This is a genomic window from Enterococcus bulliens (assembly GCF_053761865.1).
Genome location: NZ_JBSMXK010000013.1, coordinates 35,228 through 60,378 on the forward strand (window position 1 = coordinate 35,228; position 25,151 = coordinate 60,378).

A 25,151-nucleotide genomic window follows, 5' to 3' on the forward strand; every position below is an offset into this window, starting at 1 on the left:
CTCCTTTACTCTTCAATAGAAAACTCATTTTCGATTTTGCCATCGCGCAACATGATCTCTCTTAGCGCTACTTGGATATCTTTTCCTTCGTACAATACATTATAAATCGTTTCAGTAATTGGCATTTCAACGCCTAGCTCACTTGCCAACTCTTTTGCAGCTTTGGTTGTCGAAACACCTTCAACTACCATCCCCATGTTGTCTAAGACTTCATCTAGCGAGTGTCCTTGACCAAGTAAGTGCCCTGCGCGCCAGTTTCTTGAGTGAACACTCGTGCACGTTACAATCAAATCACCTACACCACTTAGGCCGATAAAGGTTAATGGATCTGCTCCCATCGCTACGCCTAAACGACTGATTTCAGCTAAGCCACGTGTCATGATCGCCGCTTTGGCATCATCGCCAAAACCTAATCCTACTAGTGCACCTGCGCCGATTGCGATAATATTTTTCAATGCTGCACCAGTTTCAACACCAATCACATCTGTATTCGTATAAATACGAAAATAGTCGTTCATAAATAGCGCTTGAACGTACGTTGCAGCAGCTTCATTCACTGAAGCTGCTGTAATTGTCGTAATGTCACGGCGTGAAACTTCTTCAGCGTGACTAGGACCAGACAATACAATGATCTCTTGACGTTTATTCGTTGGAATCTCTTGTTCTAAGATCTGTGAGATTCTTGTATGTGTCACTTGCTCCAACCCTTTAGAAGCATGGATGATTTGTGGTTGATGGGTTAATAAAGCAGCAACGTTTTTTGCGACTGAACGAATCGCTTTCGTCGGTACGACAAACAAAATCGCATCCGTCTGCTCAATCGCTCGTGCCAGATCGTATTCTGCTTTAATGCTTGTTGGCAACACTACTTCTGGCAAATAACGTTTGTTTGTATGTTGTTGATTGATTTCATTGATCTGCGCTTCATTATTGCCCCAAAGCGTGACCTGATGGCCATTTTCGGCTAGTACTTGAGCAAGCGCGGTTCCCCAAGATCCTGCACCTAAAACTGCAATCCGTTGTTGTTTCATAATTTTCCTCACTTTTAGACGATCCATTGGTTTTTCCAATGACTACGATCGTATGATTTTAATGATTGATTGTGTCGGCGGCGCCAAATAAATACCCCAATGGCACTGATCAGTAAAATAAACGATAACAACTGAGACACGCGAATATCCCCGAATAAATACAAACTATCCGTTCGCATCCCTTCGATAAACATCCGACCAAAGCTATACCAGATGACATAACTCAAAGCGACTTCACCTTGTTTCAACAGTCCTGTTTTTTTACGTAATCCTACTAATACGATAAACCCAATAAAGGTCCACAGGGATTCATATAAAAATGTTGGTTGGCGATAAGCGCCATCGATATTCATATTCTCGATAATGAATTGTGGTAAATGAAGCGACTCTAAAAATGAACGTGTCGTCTCACCACCAAAGGCTTCATGGTTCATAAAATTTCCCCATCGTCCAATCGATTGTGCGATCATCACACTTGGTGCGGCGATATCTAAAAATGTCCACATCGAAATAAAATGACGTGAGCAAAAATAATACAACCAAATTGCCCCAACAATCAATCCTCCATAGATAGCCAAACCACCAGAACGAATATTAAATACTTGAATTGGATCTGCTAAATAAGGTTGCAGATCAAATAAAATATAATAGAATCGTGCTCCAATAAAGGATAACGGTAAGCCGACGAGCATAAAATCAGTTACATCATCTGCTTTCATCCCGACACGCTCTGCTTCTCTGGAACTTAACACCATTGCAATCACGACACCAGAAATAATAATCACGGCATACCAGTAGATCGGCAAGTCAAATAACTCAAATGCCACACGATTGACATATCCTACCATTGATAACGCTCCTTTATTCCGCTGAATTTTCTTCGATCAAACGACTCAAGCGTTGTTCAAATGATTTTGTTGCATCAAATCCCATTGAACGTGCACGATGGTTCATCGCAGCCACTTCAATGATGATCGCAACATTTCGTCCTGTTTTAACTGGGATTTTGATCTGCGGGATTTGAACCGAGCTGATATCCATCGATTCATCCGCACTTCCTAAGCGATCATATTGTTTATCTTTCGCCCAATTTTCAAGATATACGACTAGTTGTACTTGCATGGAACCACGTACGGCACTGGCACCAAATAAGTTCATCACATCAATGATCCCAATCCCCCGAATCTCAATTAAATGCTCTAAAATTTTTGGAGGTTCCCCGACTAGCGTCAAATCATCTTTCTTAAAGACGTCTACTCGATCATCGGCAATCAATCGATGCCCTCGCTTGATCAGCTCTAATGCTGTCTCACTTTTTCCGATTCCGCTATCTCCTTGGATCAATACGCCTAAACCATACACGTCGACTAATACTCCATGGATGCTTGTACGGGTTGCAAGCTGTTCTTCTAGATAACTTGAGATTTCACCAAGTAGTCTTGAAGTGGATACCTTTGAACGCAAAACCGGGATCTGATGTTCTTCACATGCTTGGATCATTTCATCTGGGACCACTAAACCTCTTGAAATAATAAATCCCGGTGTTTCATCTGAACACAAGCGACGTAAAATCATTAAACGCTCCTCTGGCATCATACGTTGAGCAAACGTAATTTCTTTATTGCCAAATAATTGCAAGCGATCGTTGGAATAATACGAAAAATAGCCCGTCAATTCTAATCCAGGTCGTGAAATATCCCCGGTAAAAATTTCTTTTTCGAGTGCCACTTCATTTCCAGTTACGATTTCTAAATTTAGTGCTTGAGTTAATTTACGAATCTTCACTGATTCTGTCATAGTTAGACCTCTCTTTCTATGCTGAGTACTGTTATATTTTATCATTGTATGTGTGAAATTCCTATCATCTATCTAGGATATTTCATTTTTCGTAAAAAAAAACAGGCATATCGTGAACCGATATACCTGTTTTTACTCGATTTTTTGTAAACGATGTTCCGTTACAATCATATTAATCAACGACATGATCACAGCTACCAATAACGCTGCCCCAAAAGATGAAAAACCAAATTTGGATACACCTACTAAGCTAGACGTTATTTGCAAAATCGCAGCATTGACAACAAAACTAAACAACCCGAGCGTCAAAAACGTTAAAGGAAGCGTGAGAAAAACTAAGATCGGACGTAAAAACGCATTTAGGACCGACAAAATCACACTAGCAAGAAACGCTGTAAACAAACTTTGAACATGAACCATCTGAGGCAACAACACCGAAAGTGAAATGAACGTTAAAATATTCATAATCAGTCGTTGCACATAATTCACTAGAAATCGCTCCAATCCTCATCATTTGTTTGATCTGGCTCGACTTTTTCCGCTTCTTTACGGGTAGAGCGATTGTTATTTTGGTAATATGGATTATCATGACCATAGCGTGTTTGACGCGTATTGCCATTTGGCATAATAATGGCTAACGCGATATACAATAAGATCCCTGGAAAACCCGTCGACATTAATGAAAGAACGACATAGATGAGCCTTACAATGGTTGGATCAAATCCAAAATATTCTGCAATCCCCCCTAATACCCCAGAGACTACGCGATTGTCTGAAGATTTTGTTAATCTTTTTTTCATAATGATCACCTTTCTATTCTTTCACTTTCGATTATGCTTGTGTATCTTTTAAGTATACACTACCTGTGGTTGTGGACACATCGATTTGTGCCATATTTTCTGTAATTCGTTCGAATTCTAACAATTGATTCATTTTTTCACGTTTTTCACGAATGATCTCATAATTGGTCAAGCGACTTTGGACAGCCCCGATATTCGTCTTCGCCACACCAGCCAGTCCTAAAGTAGGTGAGAGCGCCACTTTGACATCCCCATTGACAGAAGAAGCTTGTAATTTGCGTAACGTTTCTTCTTCAAACGTCAATTTAACGTCACCATTAACTAAAGATACCAGTGCTGTTTCCGGAGTTGTAGTCAAAATGATCGCGCCGTTAATGTTTTCAATCACGGTATCGCGAATCGTTCCTGCTTCGATTCCAATCGATCCATTGACACCTTCTAATTCCAGCATAGTCGCATCGATATGATGAAGAACGATATCCCCATTTGTCGTCTTCATATAGACGTCTTTTGCTTCCAACTCTTCTACCTCGATCGTGCCATTTAACATCTTGATCGACACATGATCGTATACACGTATAGGTAAATAGACAGTAAGATCAGCCCGTACGCGCTTATTTGGCACATGTAAGCGAATCGTTTCATGATCAACTTCAAGTTGGCTTCTTTCAGCAAACAATGCTTCTGGATTTTCAGAATGGAATTTTCCATATAATTTAATTTTAGCATCTACTTTAACAAACGCTTCATCCCAACGTTTGATACGGAATGTACCATTTGCGATTTTGACATCTAAGATCGTAGCGTCCGTAGGTTCAAAACTAAATTCTTTATCAAATTTAGTCGATGCCACACCAGGGACTTTCATATGAAAATCTTTCCATTCAACGTTTCCACTAATTGAATCAGAAACATTTTGCAATGTTCTAAAGAGTGCTTTGCTCAATTTTGTCCCGTGTTCGACAACTTTTTCGCTCGCAGTCGTTAATTTTTCAGATGCTTGTTCTTTCCAATCTTCAGGGATATCAAATTTTTGACTCATTTTTTCCTTAGAATACGTCCATTGATCACGACGAATCGCTTTCATCTCTTCTTCAAACGCACTACGTTCTTGATGTAACGTTTCGAGTTTTAGATCGAGTTGTTTGACTTCTTTTTCCAAGCGTTCACGTACTTGAATTTCTTCTAAAGAAGCATCTTCTAATTCTTCATGTGTATAGTATTCAGTTAATGTATCTTTGATTGTCTGACGTTCTTTTGTGGCTAAATTGATTTGTTCTTGTACTCGATCCAAATCGGCTGAGATACGAGTCGTTTTACTCGCTAACTCATCTAAAATTGCTTCTAGATCTTGTTCTTGTTTTTTTTCATCTATAAAATCGGCTTCATCTGACGGTTGTGACTCTGCTTTATTGGCTTTGACTTGTTCTGCTGCCTTTTCGATTTGCGAAGCATCTTTATCTTGTGCAATGCCCTCTAATAAATCCAAGGCTTCTTCCGTTGAAAGGACACCTTTTTTCACCAAGTCTAAAATTCGTTTTCTTTCATTCATGGAAATGCCTCCTAAACTTTTTTATAAGCATTCTTGCTTACAAGACTATTATGCCAAATTTTTTGATAAAACACATAGGTCTAAAGTACCAAAAAAAGATCCTTCTAAAAATAGAAGAATCGTTATTGTGCTTGTGTAATATAGTGGGCAATAATCTCGACGACTTCATCGATTGATTTACCTGTAGTATCGACTAACACCGCATCTTTAGCCTGTCTTAACGGTGAAATTTCTCTTGTCGAATCAAGATGATCTCGTTGTTTGATTTCTTTTGTCAATGTATCTAAGTCCGTCAAGATCCCTTTTGTTTGATTTTCTTGGTATCTTCTTTGCGCCCGTTCGGTTACACTAGCGACTAAAAAGATTTTAACTTGTGCATCAGGCAATACAGCGGTCCCGATATCACGGCCATCCATAATCACTTGACCATTTTGCGCGATAGCTTGCTGTTGTTTAACCAGCTCCTCACGAACGAGTTGATGCATCGCCACTTCTGAAACGTTATTCGTGATTTCAGGTTGTCGGATAGCTTCTGTCACATTTTCGGTACCAACAAAGACTTGTTGTTCCTTATCGACTTGTTTAAATGTAATCGGATAGCGGTGCAATAAATCGACTAACCCTGCTGCATCTGAAAATGCAATTTTATGCGTTACAGCCAGATAAGTCACTGCCCGATACATCGCTCCGGTATCCGTATAGATAAAACCAAATTGTTTCGCCAATCGTTTCGCAACAGTACTTTTTCCAGACGAAGCTGGACCGTCGATTGCGACTTTTATTCTTTTCATGTTATTACCAATCCTTATCGTTTAGACTCAATCCCCATAAAAAAAACCGCTCAGGCGGTTTTTATTTGATTCGTACTTGTTGTCCTGGTGCAAAAAAGAAGTTATCCATTGTCATACCATTTAATTGCAATAATTTCTCTACACTAATCCCTGCACGTGCAGCAATTTGGTTTGGACCTTCACCAGACAATACTTCAATCGTTTCTCCTGAAACAGTAGAACTAGAAGGTGTCGTTTCTTCGACTACCTCACTACTTGCACTAGAAGAAGGCACGGTTTCTTCTGGTTGAGATTCTTCTACCGTTTCGCTAGAAGAAACCGTTTCTGATGTTTCAGAAACGGTTGTACTTGTAGTCGTTTTCGTCGTACTACTTGAAGCTTTCGCCACTTCTGAACTACTACTGCTCACTAAACTTGCAGCTTCCGTTTTTTGTTGATGAACCCAAATTCCAACAACAGTAGGAATCGCTACACATAAAAATAAAAGAAAAAGTACAATAGATAAAAAGAGTGTATTGCCCCGTTTTTGTTTATATTGTGTGGATCGTGATGCATTTTCTTGGGTCTCTTCTTCGTAAATTGGTTGTTCCCATGGTTCTTTTTGTTCATCTGAACGGTTACTTCGTTTGTTCACAATTCGTCCCTCCTGATAATCTCTTCGAAACATTATACCATAGCTATTTTCAAATATGCAGAAAATTTTTGAAAAGTTAATCTTCTTTAAAAATTTCAGCTAAGCGAGACATCCACGGTAATTGTGCCGTTTTTTCAAAAAGAGCGCGTGGCGTCGTAGGCCATGTTGCACCATCTAGGGCACAACAAGGATGAACGTTTGAACCGCCTTCACCAAAATAAGCTAGAAGAACGTGTCGATAACACTCATCTTCTTTGATATAAGCTTGCATGTTTAGTAGCTTTTGTTGTTTGACTTCTTGGTATTTGATTAACATGGGTACAAATTCAGGATTTTTTTTCGCTTCGCGTAACCATTTTGTTTGCAACGTTTCTTGCTTGGGTAATAGTCGTTCTGGCTCTTTTTGCTTCAATAACCACTGCAACTTATCAATTTCTTCATGCAATTTTTCTTGAAAGAAATGATGGATTTTTTCATCAAAAGATTGGTACAAAAGCATTGCGTAACTTTCTTGACCATCTCGACCAGCCCGACCGATTTCTTGGATATAATTTTCAATCGAATCGGGTAGATCATAGTGGATCACAAAGCGGATATCTGATTTATCGATCCCCATTCCAAATGCATTTGTCGCAATTAATATTTGAAGCTGATTCGTTTGAAATTGTTGTTGTAAACTACTGCGTTCATTGGCAGTCAACCCACCATGATAGTATCCGACAGCATAATATTCATTCAAGTATTGATAGACTTCTTCTACTTTTTTACGAGTGGCACAATAAATGATTGTCGCACCTTCTCCTAAAGCGAGTACCTCTTTTAAGGTAGTCAATTTATCTTCTGTTTGGCGTACAAACAGTTGAATATTCGGGCGATCTACTGAGTACACGATCGTTTGATATTTTTCAGGAAAGAGCAACTCGATGATTTCATTGCGAACTTCAGGTGTCGCACTCGCTGTCAAGGCTAGTGTAAGTGGATGACCTAGCGTCGCTTTGATCGATTGCAATTGACGATATTCAGGGCGAAAATCCATTCCCCATTGTGAGATACAATGCGCTTCATCTACTACAAATAATGCGATCGGCAATTGCTTTAGAGCTTGTAATAATCGCGCTTGGTGCAACATTTCAGGACTTAAAAATAAAAATTTGTATTCTGTTAAGTGCGTTAAAATATAATAGCGCTCTTCTTTCGTCAATTGACTGTTTAAGTAGGTCACATTCGCTATTTTTTGCTGGCGTAATTTTTGAACTTGATCCTCCATTAAGGAAATCAGTGGTGTAACAATAATGACGATTCCTTCTAATAATAACCCCGTTAATTGATAACATACACTTTTTCCTGTTCCTGTAGGCAATTGTGTCAGTGTGTCGTTTCCACTTAACAAAGATGCAATCGTTTCTTTTTGTCCTTTACGAAAGGTCGAAAACCCAAAATGGTCATATAGTCGTTGTTCTAATTTTTGCAAGTGTCTCACGCTTTCTTTTAATTTGATAGAGGCGATAGGTTAAAAAATCAACCTCAGGAATTCCTAAGCGCTCTTGTACCTCTTTATACGATACTAAATATATATGTTCTTCAGTGAAAAACGATTGTTCAAATAATGAGAAATCAAAATGCTCAAAAGGAAACTGTTCATCTAAAATTGCCCACTCGATCAAGTGATCTCGTATCGTACTCGCTTTTAATCCACGTTTTTTTGCAATCGATTCGATCGTTGGTGTTGTGAAAAACATTTTTCTTGTCGTCAGCACACTCTGATTCAAGGTTTCAAAAAAAGGTTGCTTTACAATTTGATAAAGGGTGTAATTTGGATGTGTTAGAATCATTTGATAGAGAAAATGCCACGCGCTTGCACGATATAATTGTCCTTTTACCGTGTTGACCTCAGGAAATAATTGATAAAAGGTTTCGCCAACGAGTGTTCCACCAGATAACGTGCCGACCAGTAAATTACTTTGTTCTGTGGGCAATCGTGAAAATAACAGATGCAACTCGTCAAAAACGTGTCTTTTCTGATTCTTTTCTTTTAAAAGTGCTCGCTCAATGATGTGAAGGTAATATGGTGTCATCTCCAAATCTCGCATTGGGGTTGTTTGAGTCAACTGTTGGATAAAATATTGAATCAAACGCCAAGCGGTCTCATCTTTTCGCCCAAAACGAAAATAGTTGATATGTTGGTAGTCATCTGTCTCAAGAAAAGACAGTGTGCCTTGTTCCTCTAAATAAAGCACCCCTTCTTGTATTCTTAACTGCTTTTGTTTGATTAACAAGTCAATTTCTTGTTCGTATTGTTTTTCTGTTAAGTGTGGCAAACAACCTAAATAAGGCAGTAGCTCCATAAAAAATGCATAACTTAATACTGAGGACGTTTTCTTTCCAATCAGTACTTGATATAATGTCGTCAGTTTTAACTTGTTCTTTTTTTGTAATAACGCTAAAATAAATTCAGCCAAGTGATCACCTCAAGAAAGTAGGAATAAAAATGTCTCATACGACATGTACACTGATCCCAGAACGTTGTATTGCATGCGGCTTGTGCGCTGTCTATGCACCACAAGTCTTTGATTATGATGAAGAAGGGATCGTATTGTTCAAAGAAGAACCACATGCAAAAAAGCAGTTCATTCCCACAGACGAATCTACATCTGTCTTAAAAGCTTATCAAAAATGCCCGGTTCGTGCAATTGTAATCGAATAATGTGGATACGAAAAAATAGGCGGTTTGCTTTTCGCAAACCGCCTATTTTTTATTTTGAATATTGACGATAATGAATCGTACCGATTTGTTTTTTAGATAACCATGGCAATAATTTAGCATATAAGGCTAAGAAAACGATACTCACGAGCGAGGCTTTGATCAAATTAAAGGGTACCACACCAATCGCTACGTATTTTGCCAGTGACATCCCTAAAAAGCTAGTCGCACTTGCATTAAAGAAATATAGATAAATCGGTGTAATGACAAAATAATTCGCTAAGCTCATAAATGTCGTCATCGCTAAGATCCCTGTAATCACACCAAACGCTTTGTGAAAGACTAATTGTTTACGATGTTGGAAGAAATAATACATCGGCAATACAAATGCTGACGTTGCCATAAAGCTAGCTACATCGCCAACGATATTCGTTGGATTGGCTGCCCCTGTCATCAAAAGATGAAGTGCTGAACGGATCAACGCTGTTAAAATTCCTGCTAATGGTCCATATAAAAACATGCTCAGCAATACCGGAATATCACTAAAGTCAACTTTCATAAATCCAAATGCCGGAATCACCGGAAATCCGAAAAACTGTAAAACCAATCCCATTGCTGCAAATAGTGAAATAGCCACCATTTTTTGTACCTTCGTGTTCTTCATTCAAATATCCTCCTAATAGTTTAGGAAACATCTTCACAGAAGCTTATTTATCTTTTCTAAAAGAAAAAGTACCCTATTTTCGTATACGAAAATAGGGTACTTGTTTTGATTAATTTAGACAAAACAAATACGCCCTATCTTCTTTATCCAGACTGTACTGTCGGTAACGGAATTACACCGTATCGGCTACAACACACGGTTGTGTATCGCAGTTCGTGGACTATTACCACCGGTCGGGAATTTCACCCTGCCCCTGAAGACGAACCTTAAATTTTATTTGATAAGACTATTATACACGCCTTTGCTTCTCTTCTCAAGTAATTCGTTTGTTATTTACTACTTTCTAAAAGTGCATTGATCTCTTTTTTCGATAACTCACGAAATTCGCCTGGACGTAAATTCCCAAGCGTCAAGGGTCCATACTGCTCCCGTTTTAATTTTTGGACAGGCAATTTAACTGCTTCTAGCATGTGCTTGACTTGATGGTTTTTTCCTTCATGAATCGTCAATTGTACGATACTCGTCTTTGCTTGATGATCGGTAGATAAAATATCAAAGCGAGCAGGTGCATATTTTTCACCCTTGTAGCGAATCCCTCGTGTCAAAGACTTTAGATCTTGTGGCAATGCTACACCTTTGACTTTTGCTACATATTTTTTTTCTACTTCATGCTTGGGATGTGTTAAACGTTGCGCAAAATCACCATCATTTGTCAACAACAATAAACCAGATGTATCATAATCCAAACGCCCTACTGGATAGATACGTTCAGAAACATCACTGAAATAATCGGTAACGACTTTACGTTTTTTATCATCACTTACTGCCGAGATAACCCCTCGAGGTTTGTAAAACATAAAGTACACGTCTTGCTCACTACTAATCGGCACACCGTCTACAGCAATCTCATCTTTTTTACTGACTTTTGTTCCTAATTCCCGAATGACTTGTCCGTTGATCGCCACACGCCCTTCTAAAATCAATTGTTCTGCTTTTCTGCGTGAAGCAATCCCTGCTTGCGCAATTACTTTTTGTACTCGTTCCATTATTCGTTCTCCTCTATATCGATAATCGGCTCAAAAAGATCTTGAATCGGTTCTTCTAAATCGGCCGTCATGACATCTAAATCTGGTAATTCGCTTAAATCTTTTAACCCAAAATAATTCATGAAATAAGTCGATGTCCCGTACATAATCGCACGTCCCGGTCCATCCACGCGACCTTTTTCTTCTACTAATTGTAGTGCTACTAATTTTTGCAGTGATCCAGAGGCCTTAACCCCGCGGATCGCTTCAATCTCGACTCTCGTGATAGGTTGTTTATAAGCGATAATCGCCAATGTCTCTAATGCTGCTTGGGATAGACGTCCTGCAAGCGGAGAGCGCGCGTATTCTTTTAATAAAGGAGCCAGTAGTGGTTTGGTCGCTAAACTAAATTGTTGTCCTGTTTCCAAAATACAAAAGGCACACTCTGGATCTTGTTCGTAACGCTGATTTAATTGCTGGATTTGTTCATACACTACTGCTTTTGATCGTTGTAAGATCGTACTTAGCTCATTTAAGCCAATGCCTTCTTGACCTACGATAAAGAGTAATGCTTCAATCTCTTGATATGACTTCATGTAAGTTTTCTCCTGGATAAATCTTGATTTCTTCATACTGAGAAGGTTGGTCTACTTTAATTTTTTGATACTTCATCAATTCAAGCATCGCCATAAATGTAGTGACAAGCTCTTCTTTTGTCCCGGTGACTAATAATGTCTCCAGCGTACAGCCAGATACAAAATTAGTCTGTAATTGCTTGGTGATCCATTCGATTTTTTCATCTACGGTCGTTTCATCTTTTGCGATCGAAGCTTCGATTTTCTGACGCTTTTTCTTCTTTTCTAATAACTGATGAAAAGCTAAGAACAAGTCGATCGTATTAAATTGATTTGCAGCAAGTTCACTGGGAATCTCTTGATACGCTTCTAGTTCGAGTGGTTCGCTATGAAAAAAGGCACTGCGCTCAAGTGCAAACGAGGACAGTCGTTGCGCAGCCTGTTTGTATTTTTTATACTCGATCAACTGCGCAATCAATTGTTCTCGAGGATCTTCTTCTTCAAAATCGATCCATTCTTCTTCAAGTTCTTCTGTTGGCAATAACATTCGGCTCTTCATCGCCATCAACGTCGCTGCCATCACCAAATATTCACCTGCAACTTCTAATTCAAGATGTTTCATCGCGTGAATATACGTCAAGTATTGATCGGTGATTTCAGAAATCGGGATCTCATAGATGTCTAATTCCAATTCACTTAATAAATGAAGCAATAAATCGAGTGGTCCTTCGAAAATTGCTAATTTGACTTTCATTTCTTCCATTTTATGTACTCCTATGCACGAGGAAAGTATTGTTTATACACTTCGGTCATTCGTTTTTTAGTGATATGTGTATAGATCTGTGTGGTCGAAATATCTGCATGTCCTAGTAATTCTTGAACCGTTCTAAGATCTGCACCATTTTCAAGTAGATGTGTAGCAAAACTATGACGTAATGTATGTGGAGTGACCGTTTTAAAAATCCCTGCATCGCGTACGATTTGTTTTAGATTTTTCCATACTCCTTGGCGACTTAATTGTTTGCCATGATGATTGACGAATAAGACCGTCTCGTCTGGATTTTTTTTGACAAGTAGTGGTCGTGACTCGTCTAAATAACGTTCGATCCATTCGATTGCCAAATCACCTAAAGGGACGATCCGTTCTTTATCACCTTTGCCTAATGTTTGAAGTAGCGCCATATTTAAATGGATATCACTTAGACGCAAGTTGATCACTTCACTGACACGTAATCCAGTTGCATACATCACTTCTAATAACGCACGATCGCGAATACCTAAAGTTGTCTGAGTATCAGGAGCTTGGATCAATCGCTCAACCTCTTCAAGGCTCAATGTATCTGGCAGTGCTTGCTTTTTTTTTGGCGTTTCGATATGTTGCATTGGATCATGATCTGTTACACGCTCTTGACGTAAAAATTGATGGAACCGGCGCAAACTTGAAATCATCCGTGTCACGGTCGCGGTCGATTTACCTGCTTGTTGCAATGTTTCTAAAAAATCGATCACGAGATAACGATCGACTTGTTGCCAATCGCTGATGTTTCGCTTTGTCAAAAACGTCATATATTGGGTGAGATCACGAGCATAATTTTGTCTAGTATTACTTGACAAGCCTCGCTCGATTGTCAAATAATGCAAGTATTCTTCGATCTGCTCATTCATAGTCTCACATCCTTCCCATCTTCATTGGTCTATCATAACAAATTTTTTAGCTAAACGATACTGATTTTCACCAAAATAAAACAAGCAAAAGATTACTCTTTTGCTTGTTTGATCTTTTCTTGACACTCATGGCAAATCCCGTGAAATGTCAATCGATGATCTTTTACGATGAAACGATAGCGATCTTCGACAACTTCTTCCACACTGCCCAAAAGGTCTTCTTCAATTTCTTCAATATTGCCACACTCTAAACACAGCAGATGGTGATGGAAATGTTCCGCACCTTCTTTTCTTAGATCATAACGCGCAACGCCATCATTAAAGCTTACTTTATTGACGACATGTAATTCAGTTAAAATTTCTAATGTGCGATAGACCGTAGCCAAGCCGATCTCTGGGCTTTTTTTCTTCACAAAAAAGTAAATTTCTTCAGCAGAAAGATGCTCTTTTTCATTTTCCAATAATACCAAGACCGTCGCTTCTCGTTGAGGAGTCAATTTAAATCCGGAATCATGAAGTTGCTGCTTCGTTTTTTTCAAGGCAGAAACAGTGTTCACGAGCATGCACCTACTTTATCATTATTCTCATTTGCACAATTAGCAAAGGATTCTATACTAGAATCATTATAATTTACTTTTCAGCTTTCGACAAGTCTTCTTGAGGAGTTGGTGCAAGTAATCGTGTTTGTCCATCTGCTTGTTTGATCAAACGCGCTTTTAATAGATGCCCAATTGCACGTTTGAACTGCCCTTTACTAATCCCAAACATTTGCTTGATGGCTTCTGGATCAGATTTATCTGTATACGGCATCGTACGTGTCGGTGTCCGCTCCAGATACGCTAGGATCATAGCAGCGTCATCACTGATAGCTTCATGTGCACGTGGTTTCAACGACAGATTCAACACACCATCAGGACGGATCCCAATGACGCGACCATTGACGACTTCACCCAAACGAGGTTCATTAAAACGCTCAGATGGATGGATAAATCCAATATAAAAATCGTCGGTCAACAGATACGTTCCCATTAATTTCAAACGAAAAACAGTTCCTGAAATATCTTTGTTTTTCAAATCAGGCGTTCCATTTTTAGATAATGCTCTAAAAATCTTTTCTTCTGCTATTGAAGCCCAAATACGATTTTTAGCATCGACTGTTAATTGGACCATCAAACGATCCCCTTTTTTAGGCCACAGTTCACGCATCGTAGGCAATTCATCAAGGGATACGGCGATATCTTTATCCGGTAGGCCGATGTCTACAAATACGCCTAGATCTCGACGAACATCTTTAACCGTCGCAAAGGCAAAGTGTCCTTTGCGACTTTTAGGAATTTGAGTGGTAAAACAATTGTCTTGACTTTGATTTTGATATCCAAATCCTTCTACTGCTTCACCTAATTTGTGTTCTCCTTCTGATTTTAACAAACGAAACGTCACACCATTTTTTTGTACATAATACGCCTGATCATTTTCATCAATGATCAAGCCAGTAAAGATACTTGCTAATAATTCATTCATAGTTGTTCTCCTTTTGAACTAAGAGATCTTAGTTCGTTCCATTTCCATTTCCTTTAAAGAAGCCAGTTTTATCATTGATCGTCGCGATATACATCGGTATCCCTGATTCTCCAACTCCACTTAATAAACGAGATTCATTTGTGGTCGCATATAGATTATAATACCCTTGCCCATTTTCAATCCGCGCACGTTGCAAATAAAACCCACCTGAGACGATATACCCTCTTGCAATACATCGATTGATCACTGAGTCATATACGCCATCTGCCCACTGCCACGCTTCGCTTGTACTATTATCGATATCACTTTGACGTGATGCAATAATGGGACGATTTTCTTTATTTACAGGTGTGGATGCCGAAAGCACCTGACTAGCTTGACTATATTGTGTATTGGCTGCAATTTTAGCTAACATCGCATCTTCACTTGCTTGTTGTTCAGCCGCGGCTGCTTGCGCTACTTTTTCTTTTTCCGCTTGCGCTTTAGCGGCTTTTGCCGCTGCTTCGCGTTTATCTAAAGCAGTTTTCACTGGTTTTAATTCATTTGTAAGCTTGGTTTTTAATGCCGTATCCTTTAATGCATTGACTTGTTTTAAGGTATCTGCATATGTCGTATTGGTGACACTTGTAGCCAGTTCTTCACCTTTAAGTCCAGAAGTGAGTTTTGCTACTGCTTCTTTCACTGTTTGCGCTTGTTCCACCTGTTTTTGACCGATCGCTACGGCTTGATTATACGCTTTTTCAAAAGTCGTATCACCGTTAAGTGGCACCGCTAAAAACGTTTGGGTATCGACAACATAAGCTTTTTCATTTACTTGACCGTCGACTAAAACTGGTGAATCGAATTGCTCGTTTAATGTCGTTTCTTGTTCATATTGTGTCAATAGTGTAGTCAAGAATTGATTGGTTGCTTTTTCGTCTTTGATTCCTTTATAGTCTGTCAATTGTTTTTGATAATCCAGTAATTGTTGTTGCGTTGTTGTACTTTTAATGATTGGCTCTGTCTTCAAAGTAGACAATGCTTTTATCTCTTGGCTAATCGTGGCAACAGTTTGTTCTTTTTTGACTAACGCTGCTTGGGCTTGACGTTCAAACTCTTGTTGATGTGCATAATACACACCACCACTCACACTGATGATGGCGATCACCGCTACCGTGTACCATACAATACGCTTTTGTTTCTTCGACCATTTTTTACGCGAACGTTTTACACGCTTCGTTTTTAGAGGCTGTTCTTCTTTTGGTTCTTCTTTTGGTGATTGATTTTGCTCATGATTGGTCGCCAAGGTATCAGTAGCTGGGATAAAACTTTCAGAAGCAGCTTCAGGAATGACCTTCGTAGTCGTTTCTTGGTTTAAAAGATCTACAGCTTTTTGAACTTTTTGCTCCGCTTCACTTGTAGGTGTTGACGATGTGACTTCATCGATCAACGCTTCACTCGTTTCTAAAATCATATCTTGATCTATAACTTCGTTAGCTACAATTGGCAGGCTTTTTGCTTCTAGATCTACATGTTCTGCTATCTCTTTTGCTTCCTTGGTATTCGCTGTTTTTATTTCTTCTGTTTCTTCTGTTTCTTCTGTTTCTTCTGTTTCTTCTGTTTCCGCTATCTCTTCTGTTTCCGTCGGCTCTTTTGTTTCTATGAGTTCTTTGGTTTCTGAGATGTTTGCTATAGTATCCTTTTCTTCATCTTCAGATGGCTCGCTTTCTGGTTGAACAAACGCATCATCGTTTGGTAACGGATCTGTTTGTTCCTCGGTGTGATCCGTTTCTTGACTTGCTTGTTCTGTTTCTTTTTGGCGGATCAATGCTTTAATTTCTTCTTGTGCTTCTAAATGACGTCCTTCTTTGTACGCTTTTAGATAAGCCGCTAAAATCGGATCATCTTCAAACTCTGTTACAGATGTCTCTGCTAAATCGCGTTCTGGACGATCGACCGTTTTTGAAACTTCAGTTGGCTCTTCCACACTCGTTTCATCATAAAGATGATGAAATTGATCCATGACTTCCCCTAAAGAAATTTCTTTTAATTGCGCCCACTCTATATTGTCGTTTTCGACCGCTTCACTTGTTTCAGGATGATCGACTTGATCTTCACTGATTTTTTTGGCGATATTCTCTTTGATTTCTGCTTTACAATTGGGACAAATTAAATCCCCGTTAAGTGGTTCAAAACCACAATTTGGACAAGTTTTCATGTAGTACCACTCGACTCCTTTTCTTTCATTCACAGTACTTCTATCATACACTATAATAAAACGTAAAAAAAGCAAAGTTACAAGACTGTAAACGAAACTCTATAAACGAAAAACAGTGACTTTCAAAAGCTTACGCTTCTAAAAGCCACTGCCAGTATCTTTATTCTAAAAAGTCTTTTAATTGTTTTGAACGAGAAGGATGGCGTAGTTTTCTCAACGCTTTTGCTTCGATTTGGCGGATACGTTCACGCGTTACACCAAATACTTTCCCAACTTCTTCAAGCGTACGAGTACGGCCATCATCGATTCCAAAACGTAAACGTAATACATTTTCTTCACGATCCGTCAATGTATCTAGCACATCTTCTAATTGTTCTTTTAGTAATTCATATGCTGCATGTTCAGCAGGACTTGTAGCATCTTGGTCTTCAATAAAGTCACCTAGATGTGAATCATCTTCCTCACCGATCGGCGTTTCCAATGATACTGGTTCTTGAGCGATTTTTAAGATTTCACGTACTTTTTCAGTTGTTAAATCCATTTCCGCTCCAATTTCTTCAGGTGTCGGTTCGCGCCCTAAATCTTGGAGTAATTGACGTTGGATACGAATCAATTTATTGATAGTTTCAACCATGTGCACTGGAATTCGGATGGTACGTGCTTGGTCAGCAATCGCACGTGTGATCGCTTGACGAATCCACCAAGTTGCATATGTTGAAAATTTAAATCCTTTACGGTAATCGAATTTTTCAACAGCTTTCATCAAGCCCATATTTCCTTCTTGAATCAAATCCAAGAATTGCATACCACGACCAACGTAACGTTTTGCAATACTTACAACGAGACGTAAGTTCGCTTCAGCAAGACGTTGTTTTGCTTCTTGATCGCCTTCTTCGATTTTTAACGCTAACTCGACTTCTTCAGCTGCTGTTAACAATGGTACACGGCCGATTTCTTTTAAGTACATCCGAACAGGATCATTGATCTTAACGCCATTTGGTGCAGAGAGATCTTCCTTTGGTTCTTGTTTTACTTGTTTTTGAGTTGCCTTTAATGCATGAACAGAAGGTTCACCATTTTCATCTACTACACTGATTCCTGCATCTTCCACTTTTTGAATTAATTTATCCATGCCATCTGCATCTAATTCAAACGGTGTTGCCAATTGATTGGTCAATTCGCTATAAACTACTTGTCCTTTGACTTTATTTGTTCGAATAAAGTCGTTTACTGCTTTTTCATATGTTTTTTTTGCTTCTTCTGCCATGAAAGAGGCCCCCTTCAGTGCGATACTTGTATCTGTTTTAATTGTTTCGTCAATGCAATAATTTCCATTGCTAATGCTATCTCTTGTTCGTTATTGCCTAGTTGTGTCGCACGTTTTTGTGCGAGTGTCTTTTCTTGGATCTCGTGTGTAATACGCGCTAGTTCGAGCTGTTTCATCAACTCTTGAAATTCCAGGTCAGAACCTTCTTGCGACACGTTTTGTGCTACGATATTCAACACAAGCGTGCGCAATTCTTCTTCTTGTAAAAAATCTAAGAAGCGAGCGACTTCAAACTCTTCTTGCGTTGCACAATACGTATCTAGTAATACATACAAAGTCTGGTATTGCTCATTTAAAAATACTCCAGTAGTTTGTTTAAATTTTGTACGATAACTGCTTTCGTGCATCATTCGGTACAACAATAACTCTTGTACTCGTTGGGCCAACGTTTTTTTTTGCTGTCGTAATGGCACATTTACTGGTTTTGTTTGAAATTGAATTGGCTGCACTTCTTTTTGGTACATCTGTACTTGTTTTTCTAACGTCGTACGCTGTAAATCAAATTTTTCAGCCAATTGTGTCAAATATTGATCTTGCTCGATCAAGGAATTGACTTTAGCAAGTTCTTTTAAGACGACTTCTAAATAAGCAACACGTTCTTTTTCGTTTTTTAAATTGTACTGTTTGGCCAAAAAATCAGCAGTAAATGAGAACGGTGTTTGTTGCTCATGTTCGACTAATTGCAAAAACGCTTTGGCGCCATGTTGTTGTATGAACTCATCTGGATCGATCCCATTGCCTAGTTGCACCACACTTAAATGCAAACGGCTATGTTCTTGTAATAGATCAAGTCCTCTTGCAGTCGCTTCTTGACCCGCGCGGTCGCCATCGTAACAAAAAACTAAATTCGTAGCCAACTGCTCTAGTCGTTGAATCTGTTGGCTGGTCAAACTAGTTCCCATCGAGGCTACACCAGAAGTCAGTCCAGCACGAAAAGCGGCAATGACATCCATAAAGCCTTCAAATAAATACACCGTTCCTTGTTTACGAATCTCTGTTTTAGCTTTATCCAAATTAAACAACACATTTCGCTTGTTGAAAATTGGAGTTTCTGGTGAGTTGAGATACTTGGCTTGCTGGCTTTTTTCATCTGACAACTCAAACCAACGTCCAGAAAACGCGATCGTTTTTTTATTGCCGTTACGAATCGGAAACATGATTCGTTGATAAAACCGATCTAAAAGTGAGCCATCATCACGTTCGATGAATAAACCAGATTCTATATACGTCGTTTTATCATAAGCTTCTTTTTCAAAGATTCGTTCTAAAAATTCTCGTTGTGGTGGAGCAAACCCGATTTGAAATTCTTCGATCAATTCATCTGTCATACCGCGATTGTACAAATAAGTCAAAGCTTCTTGGCCAACTGCTGTATTGACTAAAATATGATGATAAAATTGTGCCGCCTTTTCATGTAACGCATATAAGAGCGAATGTTGTGTATTCGTTGACGTCTGTACTTGGTCTCGATAGTGAGCGTCCAGTTCGATTTGTTCTAAATCTGCGATTTTTACGACGGATTCTGCAAACGATAGACCTTCGATTTCTTGCACAAAACGAAACACATTTCCACCTTTACCACAGCCAAAACAATGGAAGATCTGTTTGTCTTCTGCCACTGTGAATGATGGTGTTTTTTCTGAATGAAACGGACATAATCCAGAGTAGTTACGTCCAGATTTTTTTAGTTGGACATATTGTCCTACAACTTCCACGATATTCGTCCGTTCTCGAATATCATCAATGACCTCAGAAGGAATTTTACTCATCGCTTTCACCTCCTAAAAGGGTGCATGAAACATCGGTAAAAAATCGCACTAATGGTCATTAGCGCGATTTTCCCAATTTGACAGTATTCTACTCTTACTATTGTATCATAAACTCATAAGATTTCAAGTGTTTTGATTACTTATATTGCTCTTCTAAACGACTCATAAATGCTCCTAATGCGATTCCTAAACCAAGCAAAATGACACAACTTACATAGCCTAATGCACTGACTCCAGCGTAGTCGATTGGAATGATCATTACCGTAGATGCTAATACGATCCCTAAAATCACATGAAAGAACAACGCGTACCAGCGAGACAAAATAAAATCCACAAGTTTAGAGAAAACCAATACAGTGACAATCCCACCGATTGCAATCGGCAGTACTACTGCTATATCTAGCATTTTGATCCCATCAGACATCGCTTTATACATGCCCATATAGACTAAAAAGTTCGACGGGCTAAGTCCAGGAACGATCATACCTAAACCGATCAATCCTCCAGCAATCGTCCACGTACCCAAATTTTGATCGACTTCGGTAAATAAAGCAGCTCCTTGCCATAAAAATAAAAAGCCGATCACAAAGCTGATGGCAAAGGCTAACCAATCTCGCGAAGTTCGTCCATGTTTTTTCGCTTCTTTAAACAAAGAAGGTAATGTTCCGATAATACAACCAACAAAAAACCATAAAATGATCGTTTCGTATGCGCCTAATAAAAAACTAACCAAAAACGACAATAAAAACACACCAGTAATACCGCCTAGCCCAACCGGAATAAAAAAGAGAACATTCTCTTTAAAGTTACGGGTTAAATGTGCCAAAAACGAAATAATCCGTTCATAGATCCCAAAAATCGCAGCTAAAGCACCACCACTGACTCCTGGTAAAATAAATCCTGATCCAATAAACATCCCTTTAATAAATCGTAAACTCCAATCATTACGCCTTTTTTTCTGCTCCATCCTCAATCTCCTTTTTAAGTATCAAATAATGAATTACTCAATTTAATTTTCCATTGATTCGTCTTCACTAGATCTGCGTAAAACATATTCCCACCATTATGATACAAATAACCCCCATTATATAAAAATGATCGCCAAGCATAGTAACGATATTGTTCTCGTTCTTGGTTGCCTAGTTGCGGTGATAAAATATCTTTAGAATAGCTTTCAGCTAATTCTACTGTATTTTCCCCTCCATTTTTTGCTACATAATCAATATAATCTAACCCATAATTGTATGCTTGAACAGCAGTCCAAATATCGGTTTTGAGTTCTTTTGAACGTTGAATCGCTTGTGCCAAAAACGCGACGCCTTGTGTTATACTCTGAGTAGGTGTTGAAATTTGACCTGTCTCGCCCGTATAACTTTCTGAACTTTGCATTGGATCTTCGCCTTTACCTTTCGATTCAGTAAAAATAATACTCAATGCCAAATCTTTATATTCTGAGATCCCATTTTCTACAAGGGCTTGTTCAACTTGAGTATCAAACTGATGAACTTGTTTTAAAATTTGATAATTGCGATACACCATAAAACAAGTCGCAAGTACAACCGTGACACAAAAAATTCGTAAGCTCAAAAAGAAAAGTGTATCAAGTTTTTTTAACATTTGTATCAACCTCTTCTTTCGCTCTTTATAGCCTACCTTTTAGGGCGTTATCTGTCTATCGTTGTTAAAAAAAAATCGGTGTTTTTAATAAAAATTAAAGCTTTAATCTTACAATAGTGTTCGCAAATAAAGGTGTACGGCACTCGATTTGCTTGTTATATTGTAAGGATGGAAAGTAGGTGATGCTTTGAAACGATCGAAAACACTCCTTCTTGAAGATGGTTCAACGCTAGCTTATCGTATTTACGGTCATGGTTTTCCATTGATTTTGTTGCATGGAAATGGAAACACCGGCGCGTACTTTGAACGTCAAGTTCCTACTTTTGCAAAGTATTTCCAAGTGATCGTGCTTGATAGCCGTGGTCATGGTGCATCAACAAATGTGGCCAAACATATCTCCTATCGTTTAATGGCTCACGATGTCAAACGTTTGTTCGAAGTAGAACACTTGCAAAGCGCCCACTTATTAGGATTTAGTGATGGTGCAAATATTGCCATGGCGTTTGCCTCTGAGTATCCAGATTGTGTGGCAAAACTCGTACTCAATGCTGGCAATATCGAAGTTCACGGTATGCGTTTAGTCATTGAGTGGTTGACTTATATCGAATACTTTAGTGTTTGGCTACTTGGACGTTTCATCCCTTATTTTAAGGCCAAGACGCCCATTATTCGGCTCATGATTCAAGATACAGAGATCACGAAAACAGATCTAGCCCATATCACGGCAAAAACACTCGTGATTGTGGGCAAAAAAGATGTCATCAAAGTAGAGCATTCGTTTGCGATCGCCTCAGCGATTCCAAACTCCCGCTTTGTGCTTGTTGCCAATCACGGACATCGTTTGGCAAGAACCTCCCCCGCATTGTTTAATCATGAAGTATTAAATTTTTTGAGAGGATAAGGTGAAAAAATGGAAAAATTGATTAGGTGGTTTAAACAACATATTACATTTTTCAAATTACTGTTTGTGTTTGCGGTACTGATTATCGTCGTAGCTGAATTATTGTCAATCAGCAAGACGATTTCTTTGGAACGATTGAATGAAATGTTTGATCGTATTCCTTTATGGCAGTTAGGCGTCATCGCTTTAGTCGGACTCCTATCTGTTGCGCCTATGTTAGGCTATGATTTCACATTGAAAAAATTATTAAAATTAGAATACTCGAACTTTTATATTTTCGAAACAAGTTGGATCATCAATACTATTAACAATATTGCTGGATTTGGGGGAATCGTCAGTATTGGGTTACGTAATGAATTTTATGGTAAGGGTTCTAGAAATAATAAAGTGATCGGTTCATTGACGAAAATCTTTGTTTTTGTTCTTTCGGGATTATCGATTTATAGTTTGCTTTCATTAATCGCAGTCGAATTTTTCGATCGATCAGCCTACGTGAAACAATATTGGATCTGGTTGCTCGGTGCAGCAATTTATTTCCCAATCGTCTTTTTATTATCCCAACGAAAAAAAGAAGGATTACTTTCTGGACTATCTTTTAAAGAACAATGCGCACTCGTTGGGACATCGTTTTTTGAATGGACTGGAATGATCGTTACATTTTCATTAATTGGCTATTTTTTAAACGTGCCCGTTTCAATCGCAGATAGTATTCCTTTATTCATCGCGGCGACAGTTATTGGGATCATTTCCTTGATTCCTGGTGGACTAGGTAGTTTTGATGTCATGATGATTTTAGGGTTTTCTTCTTTAGGTGTTCCTAGAGAAATCGTGGTCTTGTGGCTGGTCATCTATCGAATCGCGTATTATTTGTTGCCATTTGTTATTGGTTTACTCTTATTTTCACGTCACTTATTTTTAAAGCTAGACAATCGCTACAACGAGATTCCACGCCAATTGGCTGTAGAATTATTCCATAAAGTCGTCGTTGTATTGCTTTATTTTTCAGGGATGTTGATGGTCTTACTAGTCACAGTACCAGAAGTATTTTACAAAACGAAGTGGCTTGAACGGTTTAATCCATTTGGACTTCATTTGATCTCAGAATTTCCAAGTATTATTTTAGGTTTTTCGTTGATCATCATGGGACGTGGTATGGCAGCAAGGGTGAAGCGTGCTTACTATCCAACGATCGTTTTACTTGTATTGACGGCGATCTATGCCTTTACCACCGATTTTAGTTTAGTTACCGTAACCTATCTAGTCCTACTATTATTGATGGTTATCGCTTCTAAAAGTGAATTATTCCGAGAACAACTGGTTTATTCTTGGGAATGGATGACTATCGACGGTGTAATTTTTGGTTTATTGTCTTTATTATATGTAGTATTGGGTGTCTATAGTTTACCCGCTTTTAAACATCATGCTCATCCACATCGCCCAAAATTTGTAGAATTCTTACTCTTTCCGTCTGAAAAAATTTGGCTTTCAGGTTTTATTGCCATTTTAATCGTCGTTGCGTTTATTTCATTATTTACGCGCTACTTAAAAGGAGCAAAAAAATCAGTCAGTCAACCATTAAATAAAGAGGTCGCTCAAACCATTCTTCAGACATATGGAGGAAATATCGATAGTGAATTGGTCTTTTCAGGAGATAAAGAACTCTTTTTATACCCTGAAGAAGAGCCTACTGTTTTCTTACAATTGCGCACGTATAATAATAAATGTGTCGTCATGGGAAATCCTTCAGGAAATCAAGAAGATTTTCCTGCTGCTATTGAAGCTTTCGTCAAAACTTGCGACCGTTTATGCTACTTACCGGTATTTTATGAAGTCGATGAATCAAGTGTATTGACTCTTCATGAATTTGGTTATGACTTTATCAAAATGGGTGAAGAAGCACTCGTGTACTTACCAGAGTTTAGTTTAGCTGGTAAAAAAAATCGTGGGATCCGTTCATTAATGAATAAGTTAGCTAAAGAAGGCGTGACGTTTGAAGTACTACAACCGCCTTTTACAGCAGAGCAAATGGCCACGTTTAAAGAAATTTCAGACAGTTGGCTAGATGGTCGTAAAGAAAAAGGTTTCTCATTGGGCTTTTTTGATGAAACTTATCTGCAACGCAATCCAATTGCCGTGGTGAAAACTGCAGAAGGTGAGATTGTTTCGTTTGCCAATGTTATCCCAACTTATACCAAAGAATCCGCTACGATTGATTTGATGCGCCACCATAAAGAAAAAGCACCTTCTGGTACGATGGATTTTCTCTTTGTTCATCTATTTGATTACTTGAATCAAGAAGGAATCGAGTACTTTAACTTAGGGATGGCTCCACTATCCAATGTAGGCAAGTACCGTCAAAGCTTTATTCAAGAGCGTATCGCCGCTTTAGTCTATGAATTTGGTTCTGAATTTTATTCATTCCAAGGACTGCGTGATTATAAATCGAAATTTACTTCGATTTGGCATCCACGCTACACCTTATACTCTCGCGACAGCTGGATTTTATATGTCATGATCACCTTATTGATCATTGATAATGCACCACCTAAACAATAAAAAAAAGGTTGTGACAGATGATTGTCAC

At 38.7% G+C, this 25,151-nt stretch carries 25 protein-coding genes and 1 riboswitch; of the genes, 3 read left to right on the forward strand and 22 right to left on the reverse strand.

What is annotated here, in order from left to right; translation table 11 throughout:
• Positions 1–5 precede the first annotated feature (5 nt).
• The 10 genes from ACWOEC_RS07795 to ACWOEC_RS07840 form a co-directional block, all read right to left on the reverse strand.
• Positions 6–1,031, reverse strand: a complete 1,026-nt coding sequence (locus ACWOEC_RS07795) for an NAD(P)H-dependent glycerol-3-phosphate dehydrogenase (protein WP_455307197.1) — start codon at positions 1,029–1,031, stop codon at positions 6–8.
• A 14-nt stretch (positions 1,032–1,045) separates the two neighbouring features.
• Complete coding sequence (gene lgt, locus ACWOEC_RS07800) at positions 1,046–1,879, reverse strand: prolipoprotein diacylglyceryl transferase (RefSeq protein ID WP_455307199.1); 834 nt, start codon at positions 1,877–1,879, stop codon at positions 1,046–1,048.
• A 13-nt stretch (positions 1,880–1,892) separates the two neighbouring features.
• Complete coding sequence (hprK, locus tag ACWOEC_RS07805) at positions 1,893–2,828, reverse strand: HPr(Ser) kinase/phosphatase (protein ID WP_455307201.1); 936 nt, start codon at positions 2,826–2,828, stop codon at positions 1,893–1,895.
• 132 nt (positions 2,829–2,960) lie between these two features.
• Positions 2,961–3,317: a phage holin family protein gene (locus ACWOEC_RS07810; RefSeq protein ID WP_297074634.1), complete on the reverse strand. Its 357-nt coding sequence runs from the start codon at positions 3,315–3,317 to the stop codon at positions 2,961–2,963.
• Positions 3,317–3,628 (reverse strand): PspC domain-containing protein, encoded by a 312-nt coding sequence (locus ACWOEC_RS07815; RefSeq protein WP_455307203.1) that lies wholly within the window; start codon positions 3,626–3,628, stop codon positions 3,317–3,319. The genes ACWOEC_RS07810 and ACWOEC_RS07815 overlap by 1 nt, the downstream gene beginning before the upstream one ends.
• Positions 3,629–3,659: 31 nt before the next feature.
• Complete coding sequence (gene liaX / locus ACWOEC_RS07820; protein ID WP_455307205.1) at positions 3,660–5,180, reverse strand: daptomycin-sensing surface protein LiaX; 1,521 nt, start codon at positions 5,178–5,180, stop codon at positions 3,660–3,662.
• 122 nt (positions 5,181–5,302) lie between these two features.
• Positions 5,303–5,971: a (d)CMP kinase gene (gene cmk, locus ACWOEC_RS07825; RefSeq protein WP_455307207.1), complete on the reverse strand. Its 669-nt coding sequence runs from the start codon at positions 5,969–5,971 to the stop codon at positions 5,303–5,305.
• A gap of 61 nt (positions 5,972–6,032) precedes the next feature.
• Complete coding sequence (locus ACWOEC_RS07830; protein WP_297074629.1) at positions 6,033–6,638, reverse strand: SAG1386/EF1546 family surface-associated protein; 606 nt, start codon at positions 6,636–6,638, stop codon at positions 6,033–6,035.
• Between the two features lie 43 nt (positions 6,639–6,681).
• Positions 6,682–8,085, reverse strand: coding sequence for a RecQ family ATP-dependent DNA helicase (locus tag ACWOEC_RS07835; protein ID WP_455307210.1), 1,404 nt, complete (start codon positions 8,083–8,085; stop codon positions 6,682–6,684).
• The gene (locus ACWOEC_RS07840) at positions 8,048–9,064 is read right to left on the reverse strand and encodes a helix-turn-helix domain-containing protein (RefSeq protein ID WP_455307212.1); all 1,017 of its coding nucleotides are present in this window, start codon (positions 9,062–9,064) and stop codon (positions 8,048–8,050) included. The genes ACWOEC_RS07835 and ACWOEC_RS07840 overlap by 38 nt, the downstream gene beginning before the upstream one ends.
• A 29-nt stretch (positions 9,065–9,093) precedes the next feature.
• Here ACWOEC_RS07840 and ACWOEC_RS07845 point away from each other — a divergent pair, with 29 nt between their 5' ends.
• A complete protein-coding gene (locus tag ACWOEC_RS07845; RefSeq protein ID WP_297074625.1) occupies positions 9,094–9,309 on the forward strand; it encodes a ferredoxin in 216 nt (71 codons plus the stop codon).
• A gap of 49 nt (positions 9,310–9,358) precedes the next feature.
• Here the strand turns inward: ACWOEC_RS07845 and ACWOEC_RS07850 are convergent, their stop codons facing one another.
• From ACWOEC_RS07850 to ACWOEC_RS07905, 12 genes are all read right to left on the reverse strand, one after another.
• A complete protein-coding gene (locus ACWOEC_RS07850; protein ID WP_297074624.1) occupies positions 9,359–9,970 on the reverse strand; it encodes an ECF transporter S component in 612 nt (203 codons plus the stop codon).
• 132 nt (positions 9,971–10,102) lie between these two features.
• Positions 10,103–10,235, reverse strand: a riboswitch (FMN riboswitch).
• Positions 10,236–10,299: 64 nt separating this feature from the next.
• A complete protein-coding gene (locus ACWOEC_RS07855) occupies positions 10,300–11,016 on the reverse strand; it encodes a pseudouridine synthase (protein WP_455307214.1) in 717 nt (238 codons plus the stop codon).
• Entirely contained in the window at positions 11,016–11,591 is a 576-nt protein-coding gene (scpB, locus tag ACWOEC_RS07860; RefSeq protein WP_297074621.1) for an SMC-Scp complex subunit ScpB, read from the reverse strand. Before scpB ends, ACWOEC_RS07855 begins: the two co-directional genes overlap by 1 nt.
• On the reverse strand, positions 11,569–12,333 hold the full coding sequence (locus ACWOEC_RS07865) for a segregation/condensation protein A (RefSeq protein WP_455307216.1): 765 nt from the start codon (positions 12,331–12,333) through the stop codon (positions 11,569–11,571). Before ACWOEC_RS07865 ends, scpB begins: the two co-directional genes overlap by 23 nt.
• Before the next feature lie 11 nt (positions 12,334–12,344).
• On the reverse strand, positions 12,345–13,235 hold the full coding sequence (gene xerD / locus ACWOEC_RS07870) for a site-specific tyrosine recombinase XerD (protein WP_455307218.1): 891 nt from the start codon (positions 13,233–13,235) through the stop codon (positions 12,345–12,347).
• Positions 13,236–13,327: 92 nt separating this feature from the next.
• Positions 13,328–13,798, reverse strand: a complete 471-nt coding sequence (gene fur, locus ACWOEC_RS07875) for a ferric iron uptake transcriptional regulator (protein ID WP_455307220.1) — start codon at positions 13,796–13,798, stop codon at positions 13,328–13,330.
• Positions 13,799–13,865: 67 nt separating this feature from the next.
• Positions 13,866–14,756: a CvfB family protein gene (locus ACWOEC_RS07880; protein WP_455307222.1), complete on the reverse strand. Its 891-nt coding sequence runs from the start codon at positions 14,754–14,756 to the stop codon at positions 13,866–13,868.
• Between the two features lie 28 nt (positions 14,757–14,784).
• Positions 14,785–16,986, reverse strand: a complete 2,202-nt coding sequence (locus ACWOEC_RS07885; protein ID WP_455307224.1) for a cell division site-positioning protein MapZ family protein — start codon at positions 16,984–16,986, stop codon at positions 14,785–14,787.
• Between the two features lie 127 nt (positions 16,987–17,113).
• Positions 17,114–18,220 carry an RNA polymerase sigma factor RpoD gene (rpoD, locus tag ACWOEC_RS07890; RefSeq protein WP_455307226.1) on the reverse strand — a complete coding sequence of 369 codons (1,107 nt, stop codon included), beginning with the start codon at positions 18,218–18,220 and terminating at the stop codon, positions 17,114–17,116.
• 14 nt (positions 18,221–18,234) lie between these two features.
• Positions 18,235–20,049, reverse strand: coding sequence for a DNA primase (dnaG, locus tag ACWOEC_RS07895; RefSeq protein ID WP_455307228.1), 1,815 nt, complete (start codon positions 20,047–20,049; stop codon positions 18,235–18,237).
• Between the two features lie 136 nt (positions 20,050–20,185).
• Positions 20,186–21,016 (reverse strand): DUF368 domain-containing protein, encoded by an 831-nt coding sequence (locus ACWOEC_RS07900; RefSeq protein WP_455307230.1) that lies wholly within the window; start codon positions 21,014–21,016, stop codon positions 20,186–20,188.
• A 14-nt stretch (positions 21,017–21,030) separates the two neighbouring features.
• Positions 21,031–21,666, reverse strand: coding sequence for a lysozyme family protein (locus tag ACWOEC_RS07905; protein WP_455307232.1), 636 nt, complete (start codon positions 21,664–21,666; stop codon positions 21,031–21,033).
• Between the two features lie 187 nt (positions 21,667–21,853).
• On the opposite strand from ACWOEC_RS07905, the gene ACWOEC_RS07910 reads away from it, so the two are divergent.
• Positions 21,854–22,567: an alpha/beta fold hydrolase gene (locus ACWOEC_RS07910; protein ID WP_455307234.1), complete on the forward strand. Its 714-nt coding sequence runs from the start codon at positions 21,854–21,856 to the stop codon at positions 22,565–22,567.
• A gap of 9 nt (positions 22,568–22,576) precedes the next feature.
• Positions 22,577–25,123 (forward strand): bifunctional lysylphosphatidylglycerol flippase/synthetase MprF, encoded by a 2,547-nt coding sequence (gene mprF, locus ACWOEC_RS07915; protein ID WP_455307236.1) that lies wholly within the window; start codon positions 22,577–22,579, stop codon positions 25,121–25,123.
• The last annotated feature ends 28 nt before the right edge of the window (positions 25,124–25,151 follow it).

Excerpts from the sequence above, each read along its gene's own strand:
- ACWOEC_RS07795 (WP_455307197.1), bottom strand. The coding sequence starts at position 1,031 with ATGAAACAACAACGGATTGCAGTTTTAGGTGCAGGATCTTGGGGAACC.
- lgt (WP_455307199.1), bottom strand. The coding sequence starts at position 1,879 with ATGGTAGGATATGTCAATCGTGTGGCATTTGAGTTATTTGACTTGCCG.
- hprK (WP_455307201.1), bottom strand. The coding sequence starts at position 2,828 with ATGACAGAATCAGTGAAGATTCGTAAATTAACTCAAGCACTAAATTTA.
- ACWOEC_RS07815 (WP_455307203.1), bottom strand. The coding sequence starts at position 3,628 with ATGAAAAAAAGATTAACAAAATCTTCAGACAATCGCGTAGTCTCTGGG.
- liaX (WP_455307205.1), bottom strand. The coding sequence starts at position 5,180 with ATGAATGAAAGAAAACGAATTTTAGACTTGGTGAAAAAAGGTGTCCTT.
- cmk (WP_455307207.1), bottom strand. The coding sequence starts at position 5,971 with ATGAAAAGAATAAAAGTCGCAATCGACGGTCCAGCTTCGTCTGGAAAA.
- ACWOEC_RS07830 (WP_297074629.1), bottom strand. The coding sequence starts at position 6,638 with ATGTTTCGAAGAGATTATCAGGAGGGACGAATTGTGAACAAACGAAGT.
- ACWOEC_RS07845 (WP_297074625.1), top strand. The coding sequence starts at position 9,094 with ATGTCTCATACGACATGTACACTGATCCCAGAACGTTGTATTGCATGC.
- ACWOEC_RS07850 (WP_297074624.1), bottom strand. The coding sequence starts at position 9,970 with ATGAAGAACACGAAGGTACAAAAAATGGTGGCTATTTCACTATTTGCA.
- ACWOEC_RS07855 (WP_455307214.1), bottom strand. The coding sequence starts at position 11,016 with ATGGAACGAGTACAAAAAGTAATTGCGCAAGCAGGGATTGCTTCACGC.
- scpB (WP_297074621.1), bottom strand. The coding sequence starts at position 11,591 with ATGAAGTCATATCAAGAGATTGAAGCATTACTCTTTATCGTAGGTCAA.
- ACWOEC_RS07865 (WP_455307216.1), bottom strand. The coding sequence starts at position 12,333 with ATGGAAGAAATGAAAGTCAAATTAGCAATTTTCGAAGGACCACTCGAT.
- xerD (WP_455307218.1), bottom strand. The coding sequence starts at position 13,235 with ATGAATGAGCAGATCGAAGAATACTTGCATTATTTGACAATCGAGCGA.
- fur (WP_455307220.1), bottom strand. The coding sequence starts at position 13,798 with ATGCTCGTGAACACTGTTTCTGCCTTGAAAAAAACGAAGCAGCAACTT.
- ACWOEC_RS07880 (WP_455307222.1), bottom strand. The coding sequence starts at position 14,756 with ATGAATGAATTATTAGCAAGTATCTTTACTGGCTTGATCATTGATGAA.
- rpoD (WP_455307226.1), bottom strand. The coding sequence starts at position 18,220 with ATGGCAGAAGAAGCAAAAAAAACATATGAAAAAGCAGTAAACGACTTT.
- dnaG (WP_455307228.1), bottom strand. The coding sequence starts at position 20,049 with ATGAGTAAAATTCCTTCTGAGGTCATTGATGATATTCGAGAACGGACG.
- ACWOEC_RS07900 (WP_455307230.1), bottom strand. The coding sequence starts at position 21,016 with ATGGAGCAGAAAAAAAGGCGTAATGATTGGAGTTTACGATTTATTAAA.
- ACWOEC_RS07905 (WP_455307232.1), bottom strand. The coding sequence starts at position 21,666 with ATGTTAAAAAAACTTGATACACTTTTCTTTTTGAGCTTACGAATTTTT.
- mprF (WP_455307236.1), top strand. The coding sequence starts at position 22,577 with ATGGAAAAATTGATTAGGTGGTTTAAACAACATATTACATTTTTCAAA.